This is a genomic window from Gemmata algarum, from assembly GCF_034097035.1.
Classification (GTDB): Bacteria; Planctomycetota; Planctomycetia; order Gemmatales; family Gemmataceae; genus Gemmata; species Gemmata algarum.
Genome location: NZ_JAXBLV010000184.1, coordinates 1 through 12,714, shown reverse-complemented (window position 1 = coordinate 12,714; position 12,714 = coordinate 1). Strand labels below are relative to the sequence as shown.

Here is a 12,714-nt window from a genome sequence, read left to right as displayed (position 1 = left end):
AAGCCCGGAGTGAAAAAGCACGCTCCGGGGAGGTCAACCGCCGAAAGGGCGGGCACGCAACCGCTCACTTGTTGAGGAGCGCGAAGCCGACCAGCCCGAGCCCGACCGCGGCCAGCGTCAGCGCGGCGAAGATGAGCGTGCGCAACAAGCTGTACATCGCCCGCAGCGAGCCGAGCGCCTTCATCAGGTGCCAGATGTCTTCGTTCCGGGTCTCGACGACCTTGCGGAACGAGGTCGCGGCCCCGCCGGTCCAGAACCCGACGCACAGGGACAGCAGCGCCGCCGCGCCCAGCCCGAGGGCGGGGCCGTAGTTGCCGCTCGCCTGCGTCCCCTGGGCGACCGTGAGCGCGGCCAGCGCCACGAACGCCAGCCCCACCAGCATCATGAGGTTGGAGGCGGCGCGCATCGCGTCGGCGAGGGCGGAGATCTCGCGGTTGTGCTCGTCGCTGAACTCGTACTGCTGCGACTTGTACTCTTTGATCGGCGGCAGGTCGGGTGCGGGGGTGGACACGGTTCGGGCTCCGTGGAATAAGGACTTCGGGTCAAAAGTCGTCAGGCAGCAAGTCGTAAAGTCGCGAACGATTCTTCCCACGGGATCTGTGACGTTACGACTCTCGATGATCGGACTTTTGACCCGAAGCGCCGAGGGCGCTCGGGCTCTTTCCAAGTAGTTCGCCGCGGACCGGCGTGGCTTTTCGGAACGAGCCGGAGGCGCCGCGGCTCAGCCGTCGTTCCACTTCACGAACGCCTCGAGCGCGTAGTACTCGGGCAGCCCGAGCGCGTCGTAGGTCCGGGCGGTCGCGAGGTTCCGCTGCTCGGCCCGCTGCCAGAACTCGCGCCGGTCGGTGCCGCCCGGGAACATCGCCTTGTCCTTCTGGCTCTGGTGCCGGAAGATGGCCTGCTTCTTGCGCTCCACCACGTCGGGGCTCAGCGGCACCGCCATCTCGATCTCGTGCGGCTCCCACTCCTCCCACGCGCCCTTGTACAGCCACACGTCCGGGTTCACCCCCTCGGCCCGGACCCGGCGCACGGCGGCGAACACCGCCTCGGCGCACACCCGGTGCGTCCCGTGCGGGTCGCTCAGCTCGCCGGCCACGTACACCTGGTCCGGGTTCAGCCGCTTCAGCAGGGCCACGATGTCCTCGATGTCCTGCGGGTGGATCGGGTTCTTGGTGCGGGTGCCGGTGTGGTAGAACCGCAGGTCCATGAACTCGAGCTGCTCCGGCGGGATGCCGCACACCAGCGCGCCCGCGCGGGCCTCGGTGGTGCGGATCACGGACTTCACCTTGAGCACCTCGGGGCTGTCGCGCTCGCCCGCCTTCTTGGCGTCGAGGAACTGGTACACCCGCTCCTTGAGCGTGCCCGCCGACGACTGCTCGGCCGAGGTGCCGAACGACTGGAGGAACTCGTCCACGAAGTCCACGAACCGCCGCGCGTCGTGGTCGAACACCGCCACGTTCCCGCTGGTCATGTACGCGATGTGGACCTTGTGCCCCTGCTCGACGAGCCGGATGATGGTGCCGCCCATCGAGATCACGTCGTCGTCCGGGTGCGGCGAGAACACGATCGCGGTCTTGCGCTCCCCGTCTTTCGTAACCCGCCCGGCCGGGTACGGCCGGATCGTCTCCATGCGGTCGTGGAACACGGCCTCGCCGATCTGCTCGGCCGGCCCCTTCTCGCGCAGCAGCTCGTACAGGTGGTGGTCGCGGAAGTCGTCGTCGTTGAGCTTCTGGAGCCCCTTCTTCACGGTCAGAGCCAGGGCCACGACGGCCTTACGGACCAGCTCCGGGCTCCACTGGCACGGCCCCACCTCCCACGGCCGCTTGATGGCCGTCAGCTCGGCCGCCGCGGCCTCGTCGAGGACGAAGGTGGCGTCCCGGTGCTCCTGCAAGAAGCTGGCAGAGATGGCCTCGGTCGGCGCCTGCTCGACGGCCTTGTAGACGATGCTCGCCTTGTGCTCGCCGAACGCCATCAGGAAGATGCGGCGGGCCTCCAGGATGCTCGCGACGCCCATCGTGAGGGCGTGGTGCGGCACGTTCTTCTCGCCGGAGAACCCGTCGGCGGCGTCGCGGCGGGTGATGCTGTCGAGGGTGACCAGCCGGGTGCGGCTGTTCTGCGGGCTGCCGGGCTCGTTGAACGCGATGTGCCCGGTGCGGCCGATGCCGAGCACCTGGATGTCGATCCCGCCGAACGAGCGGATCTTCTCGTCGTACTCCTCGCACGCCGCGTCCACCTCGTCGGGCTTGAGCGCGCCGTCCGGGATGTGGATGTTCTCCCACTTCACGTTGATGTGGCTGAACAGCGTCTCGTGCATCCAGCGGAAGTACGAGTGCTGGCTCTCCTTGGGCATCGGGTAGTATTCGTCCAGGTTGAACGTGACGACCCGGGAGAAGTCCAGCCCCTCCTCCCTGTGGAGCCGGATCAGCTCGCGGTACAGGCTTACCGGGGTGCTGCCGGTGGCGAGCCCGAGGACAGTGTGCTTGCCGGCCGCGTTGCGGGCCCGGATCAGCTTGTCGATCTCCTTGGCGACGTGCCGGGCGGCGGCGGCGGCGGTGAGGAACTTAACGGTGCGGGTGCGGGTGTGCGGGAGCGGGTGCGAAAGGCTCATGCGCGGGTTCCGTGGTCTCGGCGGGCCGGAAGGTGATGTTCTAGCGGCACCGCGCGCCGCGGGTATACCGCCGCGGGCACGCGCGCCGCACCGGGGCACGCATTCCGGGTCCGGTCGTTTCCCGTTTGTCACAGGTGTGCGGCACCCGCCTGCGGGCTGCGGATGTAACCTCGGCGCGTTCGGGTCTCCCGGCCGGTCGCCACGGTCGCGGCAGCGGGTTCGCTCTCGTCGCGGATTCTCGGCGCGGTCGTTCTGGCCGCCCAACCAACTCCGGACGGGGCTGCGTTCGTCCGAAGAAGCTGAGCCCGCGTACCGAGCCGGTTCCGTCGCAACAACAGTTTCAGAAGCATTTTGCGGCATACATCTTGGCTCATGTGGCAAGCCGCTCGCGGTTGGCCCGGGAGCGTTATCCGGGTTTTGCGGGCGCGACTCGGTGGTAGCGGAGTACCAGCGAACGGGTAGCGAATCGCCCGCGGGACGGTAGCTCACGGCCCGTTGCCCGACCCGCCCGCGGGTGCCGCTCGTGACGCGAGTGTAACCCCCGTTACAGATCCGCGCCGGGTGGGCCGCGGTCACCTGATCCGCACGGCAACCGATCCAGCCGTCCCCTATTAACCTGATGGCACGGCGCCCGCGGCTCGCCGACGGACCAACCAGGTTGCCGTCGCTTCAAGCTGGTGTGACGTACCCGGGCGTTGGCCGTTGGGTGTGGTCACGCTCGCGGCGTGAGCGGTCGCTCCGCGCATCCGGTTCGCGTTGCGCGCAACGACAGAACTAACCGCACGAGTCGCAGACCTGATACGCAGAGCGACGGCTCACGGCGTGAGCGGACCACGCTCAACGGCCGGAACCGCGCGGCGTGAAGGGGAAACGATTTGTCATTCCGGAACGGTTTCGGCTTCGCCGCCTGCGCGGGTGGCGAGTGACAGAAGCAAAGGCGCAGCGCTATAGTTTATGAATCGGACGGACCCGTCAGCAAACGCGAACAGGGCTCCCACCGGGTGTAAGCTCCAGAAGTGCTCGACCGAGCAGAGTTCATCGAGTCGGCCGGGAGCTAATCCCGGCGTCAACGGGCACAGTGATCCATCCTCCGCGACCACAGAACGCGGACCGACGGCCAGAATCTGCGCAATCGGGCACGTGCAATCGCCCCAGTTAGCGTACCAGCCCCCAAAACGACCCGCAGGTCCAGGGGGGCGCTCACCAAGAAGAAGCGTATTCGCTGTACCATCCGTGATATCAGTCAGGCGAATAGAAAGATTGACATGAAAAATACCATCATTAGCATACTTAGATGTTCCGGCAACGCCCACGTAAGAGGTTGTCGCCCACGTCCCTGATACGCCCATATGGCTCACGCGGCGCGATTCGGATTCGGCTGGGCATAAAAACAACCTAACAACAGTCTCCCTTATTGCCATATGGGCGGAGCTGTAACCAACCGGATCGGTCTGATTGGCCCGCCAAGCTCGTTGCCACAAGTCCCCTTGCTCGATGTACGGCAGAATAGCCGTTTGCCAGGAAATCCCGGCCTGAGCGGTTCTCGGCGACGCGGCCGTGGCGAACGGATAAGCGCACCCCTGCGGCAACAGCCCTGCTTGCGCCGAGTGACCGTGGGTGCCGAGAGCCAACTGCCGGAGGTTGTTCGCGCACGCCGCCCGGACCGCGGTAGCCCGCGCGCGCTGAACGGCCCCCAGGAGCAAGCTCAAGAGCACGGCACATATCGCGATCGCGATGAGGAGTTCGATCAACGACAACCCAACGCGACCTGACGAGGACGGCGTGCGGAGCTGAGATCGCTGCTGACGCAACATCACATTACCCCACATTTCAACGGCAGCCGCCCCGCCCTGAACGCGGAGAGTTGTCGCGGAACGCTCGCCATTGCCAACAAGGTCATCCGAATTTATGCCTTGCAGAGCCACAAATCAAATGCGGCCGCGGTCGTTTCGCCCCCACTCCACGAAGCTGTCTCGACATTGGTTCCGGGAGCCCACGGGCAGCGTGGAGTGCACTCATCGTTGTTATGGTACTTAATGCTTCCGTTATTCTCATGTAGTTTACATTCTAGATTTGTGAAATTATCAGTATTTGAGGGGTAGCACAAATTGTAGTTACCGGTGCACAGCCAGCACGTATCAATCGCGTACCGAACGCAAGTGCCGCCGTTGTCCTTAAAGTAGAACCGCTGCCGGCACTTGTTGTCGCACGTCGCCACCGCATCGCCGATCGCGGTGCGCACCTGCCCCTCCGACAGCCCGGGCGCCGTAAGAGCCGCAAAAAACGCCACGCAGGCGCAGAGCGCGAAGCCATCGATAGCCAACAGCGGCCTGTTCTTCGACATCTCTTTCTCCGGAAACAGTGAAAGTAAACACGCTCGTTACAGCGCGACCCGCCGCCCACGCCTTCGCCGCACCCAAAAAATAGTGCAGCAGAGAATACCCACACCGAAGACGGCCCACACAACGAGTGAGCGATACCGCCGCCACCACGACGCATCGGGCTGAACGACCTCGACCCCTAAATCCGTCCCGAAGGCATCGGTCTCGCGCATCACTTCGTGGCCTTGCGCGATGAAGTGCTTTCTCGTCATCTGGTCGAACACTTGCGTCCCAGAAGGGAAATCTATTTGAAATTCTCCTACATCTACAGATGATCGATAGGAAAAATTCAAGACCTTTACCTCGCGTCGCAGTTTCAATTTTCCGCTGTCGTCGTACTCGGTGAGTTTCCAGCTCGCCGGAGCCAGACCGGCGGATGACATTTCGTATTGTGTGTCGAGTTGGTAGACGAGATTGCCATTTTTCAGCTTCCGAAGCCGGCGGCCGACGACTGCGGCATCATCGTCAACAAAGACCGATATCGTAACGCCATCCGCCCCCGGGCGCAGGTACTCTCGGCACTTATGTTCTCCGAGGGTTAGCGATCCCTCTGTACGCTTAAAATCGGTCACGACGTACGGCGCGAGAGCGGGTGAGAGCCCACGGCAGTGCATCATAAGGGGCGTCAGAACGGAAGACCGGAAGCCCTCTGCGTTAGCGCCGCCGACAATAGCGCGGGGAGCGGAAGAGCCGGAAATGCCTTTGGGAAAGAACAGCTTGCTTGAGTGCCCATCGGTGACGAGGACGGAAGGAGAGTTTAAAAACTCCCCAGTACTCGCCGACCACAGCGGCTGGTTGTTTTCGTAGCGGGCGCGGGGGCCGTCGAGAATCAATTTGCAGCGGGCCGTCGTTTGGGCGTCCCGGCTCAACTCCTTCTTCCCACCAAGCATTCCTTTCGGGACGAAATCCACAACCTCAAACTCGAAAGACACCGAGGCAAACTTGGTTTCGCGCTGTCTAGTAGCGTCCTCAAACGTGTCCGCTCTGGCGGCTGTGGCGCCAGCGGTTAATGTCAGACAAAGTACGAACCGAAAGAGCTGCATACCATACTCCCGGAACTTACGCGCATCCGCCTGTCACCGCTTCTGGTTGCCGAAAGCTCTTCCAAGTGCTCTAAGCTAGAGATTCACTTTGAGTGTCATTCGCTCGGAAATTCAGAAGGCGCCAGTCCAAGAAAAACAGAAAATTAGAAACAATTCTCGGCCCATGAGGCGTCGCAGGTAGACACGTGCAGCATCCCCTTTATGGGTGACTGTATCCAATTAAAATGATACGCAATGGAATCATCGTTCGCTCGCCAGCCTCGTCCACAACGCAGAGCCCGGCCACGCGCTCTTCGGTCCCGGCTCGCTGCACCTGAGCCTCAATCCTTATTGTTAATTGACCGTTACTTTCTTTTATTGAACTTAAGTACACACCCCGAGGAACGTTGACCAGTTCGACTGCTGCAAGCTTGCGGTGCGTTAGGGAGACGAGCTGAACCGACTCTTGGGCGAGCACCCCGATCGGATGGCGACCGAGGCGAACTTCGCGCGGGAGAGGCGTCACATCCTCAACGACTTCACCAACGACCTCAACGCGAAGCGGCGCAAGGCGCTCCCCGGTTTTGCTGAACGGGGTGAGCGTCCATTCGTCCCGAATCGTACCGATCCTTGCGCCGCCAGTGCGAATGAGCTTTAGGCTCAATCGCTTTGCCGTTCCGGCTTGAAACTCGGGGACCACCCAATGCCAGTTGGGAGGGCCATCGAACACGATCTTGTCGACCGCTTCCCCGAGTTCGATCAGCACTTCTCGCTCTGACCATTGCGAATTTCTTATTGAGCACAGGCCTATATTCACCCGTTCACCGATGAGGCGGAGCGTTCGGCTTGGCTGATAATAAAAATAATACGATCGCTCAAATACATTGCCATTAGGCGAGTCAAATTGCAACGTGAGTGGCACGCGAACGCTCTCGCTCTCGGCCTGCGCGGCCTCGCACGGTGACGCAGAGCCGAAAGCAAACGCGGCGCGTACTGCGAGTGTTTCACCCGGGGGTATGTTCACAGGAACGTGCGGCTCCATCATGCGGCAGTCGCATGATCCAATCGCCCCGACCAGCCTAATCGGGTGAGCGGAGCGATTAATAACGCCGAACGCGTGAACGTACGATCTCGCCTCCGGCTGTTTGCCGAGATCCAGATCCTCTTCTGCAATGATAACATCCCGCGTTTCGGCCATAACGCGTGGTTGATCAAGCTGCGGAGCGACTCTGCGGGCCGCGAGGTGACTGCCGACGGCGCAAATGACCACCGCGGCGCCCCAGAGCAAATATCGTACCATCATAGATATTTATGCAATTATTAAATATAATTTAAAATATTACATTATTTCGATTGAGCTAGATGCCAACTGGCAGCTTCCGAACGCCAGTCGACTTGATGACGCTGGGTGAGAGCAGTTGGCTCTCGGGCGCAGTAACACGCCACACGCTCCTCGGGCCGTGATCGGCGCTCGGCTGGCCCGAGTGCCACCCCGGCCCAGCAAGCCGGTAGGCCAATGAGAATTGTGATTAAGAGCCTGCTCTTTGGCACAGCGGTCTCTCACACTCAGATTGAACTCTGGTGGCAAGGTAATCGATCGCCCCTTTGGGTGGAAGAGGTTATTGAAAATTCTTGTGCCGAGGCCCGCTCGCCTTTGTGCCGGCGCGCCGGGCCGGCTTATCGGCCTCATATCGTTCCAACCGGGACCGGTCGTCGGCCCGGCGCGCCGGCTCCGCCGCCAAGGTCCATCGCCTTCTCCTGCCGCCGCGCGGCGTCGAACTCACCGCACTCGGCGCGCGGGGCCGTGGCGCTGAGCCCGGACGACGAGTTCGTCTACACCCCCGGACGACGAGTTCACCGGCACCGACGTGTTCACCTACCGGCCCGCCGACGCGGGTGGGCTGGTGACCGTTCAGATCGCCGTCGCTGATACACGCACCCGGTACTACAGCCGCGTTCTCGACGAGCCGCGACCGCCCGGGGAGCGGGGTACGTGGCACCGCTCCCCGGGCGGTCGCGGCTCGTCAAGAACGCGACACCGCAGATGGGTTCATGTATGAGTTCACGGGTTCAGGATTCTGCTGAAGGTGGGTCTGCTGGAGAGTGGCCGGGAAGTCCGCGAGACAAAGCAAAGCGTGGAACAAGCGGTCGGCTACAGCTCGTTGAAAATCTGCTGTCCGCATCAACCCGTGACGGACTTTATCACGGATGTTCCGCATCCGTTCGGTGGGCGTTCGCGCGGACGAGCGGTAGTTTATCTCGACCTCTCAATACAGCTGCCCGCACGCCTGCCGACGTGTCGCTCGGGTTATTCATTCCGGGGGAACCATGCCGCCGATCGTCCGACACCGGGCCGGGTTCACGCTGATCGAACTGCTGGTCGTCATCGCCATCATCGCCATCCTGATCGGCCTTCTGTTGCCAGCCGTCCAGAAGGTCCGCGAGGCCGCCGCGCGGATGAAGTGCAGCAACAACCTGAAGCAACTGGGGTTGGCCTTCCACAACCACGAGTCCGCCCTCGGCTACTTCCCGGCCGGCTACGAGCAGAAGGTGACGGCGGCGTACCCCGCCGTGCCGGCGTTCCGGTTCCGCTGGTCGGCGTTCGCCAAACTCACCCCGTACCTGGAGCAGACGGCGGTGTACAACGCCTGCGACTTGGACAACCCGCTGTACGACGCCGCCGGGAACGTCATCAACAGCAAGGGGAACCAGCTCGCCGTGCAGTCGATGGTGCCCATCTTCCTGTGCCCGAGCGACCCGCTCAGCGGTCAAAAGCCGGACCCGCTGTTCGCCCCCACGAACTACGCCGCGTGCGTCGGCAGCGGACAGAACGGCGGGTCGCGGACGGGCACCTTCGCCGCCGCCCCGCCGCCGGACGGCATGTTCTACAACGGCTCCGCCACCCGGTTCGCCGACCTGACCGACGGCACCTCGAACACGGCGATGGCGGCGGAGACGCTGATCGGCACCAACGCCGCGCAGACGACGGCCGCCCCGACGGCCGCCGCCGACCAGGAGCGGACGTACCGCTGGTTCCAGTCGCAGACGGCGTTCACCGCCGCCAACTGCGGACCGGCCACCACCGCCCCGCAGTACCGGTACGACAAGAACACCCGGTGGGCGGACGGCGACGCGTACGAAACGCTGTACGACCACGGGCTGACGCCGAACTCGGCGACGATGGACTGTATCAGCACGGCGGCCAACTGGAAGGCGGCCCGGAGCAAGCACTCCGGCGGGGTGAACCTGCTCCGCGCCGACGGCGGGGTGCGATTCGTCACCAACTCCGTCAGCCCGGTCACGTGGGCCGCCGTCGGCTCCCGTGCCGGCGGCGAAGTGCTCGGCGACTACTAACCCGGAGGCCGGTGATGTCTCGCGCACGAAGTCCCCTCGCGGCGGCCGGTTTCCTGACGCTCGCCCTGCTGGCGGCCGCGGCCGTCTCGCAGGAGCCGAAGAAGGCCGCACCGGTGCCCAAGAAGGACCCGCAGCAGGCGGTCGAGCCGAAGTCCGCCCCCGGCGAAGGGCAGAAGTTCCTGGCCAAGTTCGTCGGCGACTGGGCCGTCGCGAAGAAGTTCTACCCCCGCGACGGCGGCGAGCCGCGGGCGACGAAGGGCACCTGCAAGCAGGAGATGACCCACGGCGGGCGGTTCCTCCGCTCCGAGTTCGAGTTCGAGGCGGACGCCGGCAAATCGACCGGCACCGGCGTCATAGGGTTCGAGCCGGAGACGGGACTGTTCACCAGCACCTGGATCGACTCCCGACAGACCCAGATGTCGTTCCGCAAGAGCCGCGAGAAGTTTGCCGGCGAGAAGATCGAACTGTTCGGGGCGGTACTCGGGGCCGAGCCGACCGCCCGCAAGTCGAAAACGGTAACGACGCTGGAAGACGAGGGGAAGAAGATCGTCCACCGGCAGTATTCCATCGGCACCGACGGCATGGAGCGGTTGATGATGGAACTGGTGCTGACCAAGCAAGCGAAGTGAAGTCGAGTCGTTGCGGAACAGGGCGGGCGTCGGTACTGGGGCGGCATGGACCACTACACCCGCATCCGCCGCAAGCCGTCCACGTTCCGCCAGTTTACCGGCCTTTCGGTGGTCGAGTTCGGCAACCTACTGGCCCAACTGGAGCCTTCGCCTGGCCGCCCGCCAGGCGAAGGCCCGACGCGTCCGGTTGCCGAAGCGGAAAGCGGGAGCCGGGCGCAAGCCGAAGTTGGCCGTGGCCAGGGCAACACAGTTGTTGATCTTGGCCACGCCGCCGTAAGAAGCCACGTGATTCGAGAAACGTGGTGAACTTGTTGCTAAAACGGTAGGCACCGCCCTTGCTCCCGTCGTCCGTCAAAACGACGGAAACGGGGCGGGGATTGGTAATCGGTGTGGGTACGAGTGGTTCTCCTGTTCTCCCACACCATTCAATACCCGTCTTGGCGTCGTTGCGGTAGCCCCGTGGCGCCGTTCTCGCTCTGCCAACAGGCGCTTACACGGCCGGCACGCACTCCAGGCCGAAGGTTTCGGCCACGGCCTGGTTCGTCACCTTCCCGGCCTTGATGTTGACGCCCGCCAGCAGCGCCGGGTTCTCCTTCACGGCCCGCTCCGGCCCCTTGCTGGCCAGTTGCATCGCGTACGGGAGGGTCACGTTCGTGAGGGCGTAGGTGCTCGTGCGGCCCACCGCGCCCGGCATGTTCGTGACGCAGTAGTGAACGATGTCGTCCACGATGTAGGTCGGGTTCGCGTGCGTGGTCGGGCGGCTCGTCTCGAAGCACCCGCCCTGGTCGATCGCCACGTCGATCACCACGGCCCGCGGGAGCATGTACTTCAGGTCGTCCCGGGTGACCAGGTTCGGGGCCTTCGCGCCCGGGATCAGCACCGCCCCGATGACGAGGTCCGAGAACTGGAGGCACTCGCGGATGTTCAGCCGGTTGCTGAACACCGTGGTCACGTTCTGCGGCATCACGTCGTCGATGTACCGCAGCCGGTCCAGGTTCACGTCGAGGATGAACACGTTCGCGCCCAGCCCGGCGGCCACCCGGGCGGCGTTCGCGCCCACCACACCCGCCCCGATGACCGAGACCGTGGCCGGCGGCACGCCGGGGACGCCGGCGAGCAGGATGCCGCGGCCGTCGAACGGGCGCTCCAGGTACTTCGCGCCTTCTTGAATGCTCATCCGCCCCGCCACCTCGCTCATCGGCGTGAGCAGCGGCAGGGTCCCCTTCGCGTCGCGGATGGTCTCGTAGGCGATCGCGGTGATGCCCGACTTCAGAACGGCCTCGGTCAGGTGCCGGTCGGCCGCGAAGTGGAAGTAGGTGAACACCGTCTGGCCCGCGCGCATGTGGGGCCACTCGGACGGCATCGGCTCCTTCACCTTCACAATCAGGTCCGCCCGCGCCCACACCTCGGCGTCGTTCGAGACGATCTGCGCGCCGGTCGCGGCGTACTGGTCGTCGCTGATGCCGGACCCCGCGCCGGCGCCGCTCTGGATGAGCACCGTGTGCCCCGCCCGGGTCAGCTCTTCCACGCCCGCGGGCACCATCGCCACCCGGTACTCGTCCTGCTTCACTTCTTTCGGAACGCCGACAATCATGAATGGCCTCGGAAATTCAACGGAGAGGTGCGTACAGGCATTGTGGGGCTGCGGGGGAGTGAATCAAGTCGCGCGGCTCTCATGATGAAATCGGTTGCTCCCCGCGCCGTCAGTTACCTAGGATTGGGAAGGCGCCACGTCTCGCCGGTTCCTGTCGCAGGTGACCTCATGCCGCCGCGTATTGCCGTCGCGGGGATCGTCGCGTTCTGGATCGCCACCACCGGGTACGTCGCGTACCGGGACGTGTGGCCGCGGCTGTTCGCGTCCGGGCCGCCCCCGGTCGCCATCGAACTGGCCGACGAGGCGAAGCAGAACGTCCCCGCGAAGTGGACCCTGTACCGCAACGGGCAGCCCATCGGGAAGCTGACCACGCTGATGAAGTACCACGACGCGACCGACGAGTTCCAGTTCACCTACCGGTACAGCAAGCTCCGGCTCGAGCAGGGGGGCGTCGCCCTGGAGGTGCCGGACGCCACCTCGGACGTGCGCATGACCCGCGCCGGCGACTTCAAGGAGCAGGCGCTGAGCGGGAAGCTGGAAGTGGTCGCGGGCAAGTCGCGGTTCGGGGGGCAGATCGATGTCCGCGGGACCGTCAGCGGCGGCACGCTGACCGGCCACGGGTCGGTGAAGAGCTCGTTCGGCGACTTCGAGGCCGATCTGGAACCGGTCCCGGTGCGGCAGGGGCAGCCGCTGAACCCGTTGCAGCCGGTGAACCGGATCGCGGGGATACACGGCGGGATGCGCTCGTGGGTGGTTCACGAGTACAACCCGCTCCAGGACGCGCTCGCGGACCTCATCCGCAAGCAGCTCGCCAAGAGCGGGCTGCCGCTCGGCGCGGCGAAGCCGAAGGAGCCGCTGCTCGCGGAGGTGGCGGGCGAGCCGCGCGTCTTGAGCTGGCAGAACCAGGACATCCCGTGTTGGGTGATCGAGTACCGCCGCAAGGAGGACGCGATCGCCCGCACGTGGGTCCAGGTGCGCGACGGGAAGGTGCTGCGCCAGGAGGCGTTCGAGGGGGGCGAGGCGCTCCGGTTCGAGCGGGAGGATTGAGGGATGCGTGCGAAAGACAACCCACCCCCCAACCCCCTCCCTTCAGGGAGGGGGAAAGGCAACCCACCCCCCGGCCCCC

General features: G+C 64.5%; 10 protein-coding genes. 4 read left to right on the top strand and 6 right to left on the bottom strand.

The features are described from left to right. Nucleotides 1–64: 64 nt before the first annotated feature. The 5 genes from R5W23_RS16945 to R5W23_RS16930 all read right to left on the bottom strand — a co-directional run bounded on the left by R5W23_RS16945 (nucleotide 65) and on the right by R5W23_RS16930 (nucleotide 7,209). On the bottom strand, nucleotides 65–511 hold the full coding sequence (locus R5W23_RS16945) for a hypothetical protein (protein ID WP_320687323.1): 447 nt from the start codon (nucleotides 509–511) through the stop codon (nucleotides 65–67). Between the two features lie 210 nt (nucleotides 512–721). Then, nucleotides 722–2,608: a glucosamine-6-phosphate deaminase gene (gene nagB, locus R5W23_RS16940; RefSeq protein ID WP_320687322.1), complete on the bottom strand. Its 1,887-nt coding sequence runs from the start codon at nucleotides 2,606–2,608 to the stop codon at nucleotides 722–724. Between the two features lie 878 nt (nucleotides 2,609–3,486). Continuing rightward, nucleotides 3,487–4,422 (bottom strand): DUF1559 family PulG-like putative transporter, encoded by a 936-nt coding sequence (locus R5W23_RS32690; protein ID WP_407936138.1) that lies wholly within the window; start codon nucleotides 4,420–4,422, stop codon nucleotides 3,487–3,489. Between the two features lie 566 nt (nucleotides 4,423–4,988). Then, nucleotides 4,989–6,032, bottom strand: coding sequence for a hypothetical protein (locus R5W23_RS16935; RefSeq protein WP_320687321.1), 1,044 nt, complete (start codon nucleotides 6,030–6,032; stop codon nucleotides 4,989–4,991). 199 nt (nucleotides 6,033–6,231) lie between these two features. Next, nucleotides 6,232–7,209, bottom strand: a complete 978-nt coding sequence (locus R5W23_RS16930) for a hypothetical protein (protein WP_320687320.1) — start codon at nucleotides 7,207–7,209, stop codon at nucleotides 6,232–6,234. Nucleotides 7,210–8,339: 1,130 nt separating this feature from the next. On the opposite strand from R5W23_RS16930, the gene R5W23_RS16925 reads away from it, so the two are divergent. Genes R5W23_RS16925 through R5W23_RS16915 form a run of 3 tightly spaced genes read left to right on the top strand, consistent with a single transcriptional unit; the run spans nucleotide 8,340 to nucleotide 10,300 of the window. Beyond that, a complete protein-coding gene (locus R5W23_RS16925; RefSeq protein WP_320687319.1) occupies nucleotides 8,340–9,365 on the top strand; it encodes a DUF1559 domain-containing protein in 1,026 nt (341 codons plus the stop codon). A 14-nt stretch (nucleotides 9,366–9,379) separates the two neighbouring features. Next, nucleotides 9,380–9,994, top strand: coding sequence for a DUF1579 family protein (locus tag R5W23_RS16920; protein ID WP_320687318.1), 615 nt, complete (start codon nucleotides 9,380–9,382; stop codon nucleotides 9,992–9,994). A 45-nt stretch (nucleotides 9,995–10,039) separates the two neighbouring features. Then, nucleotides 10,040–10,300: a hypothetical protein gene (locus R5W23_RS16915; RefSeq protein WP_320687317.1), complete on the top strand. Its 261-nt coding sequence runs from the start codon at nucleotides 10,040–10,042 to the stop codon at nucleotides 10,298–10,300. 184 nt (nucleotides 10,301–10,484) lie between these two features. Here the strand turns inward: R5W23_RS16915 and ald are convergent, their stop codons facing one another. Beyond that, nucleotides 10,485–11,588, bottom strand: a complete 1,104-nt coding sequence (gene ald, locus R5W23_RS16910) for an alanine dehydrogenase (RefSeq protein WP_261185248.1) — start codon at nucleotides 11,586–11,588, stop codon at nucleotides 10,485–10,487. A 168-nt stretch (nucleotides 11,589–11,756) separates the two neighbouring features. On the opposite strand from ald, the gene R5W23_RS16905 reads away from it, so the two are divergent. Further along, nucleotides 11,757–12,635: a hypothetical protein gene (locus R5W23_RS16905; protein WP_320687316.1), complete on the top strand. Its 879-nt coding sequence runs from the start codon at nucleotides 11,757–11,759 to the stop codon at nucleotides 12,633–12,635. Nucleotides 12,636–12,714: the final 79 nt, after the last annotated feature.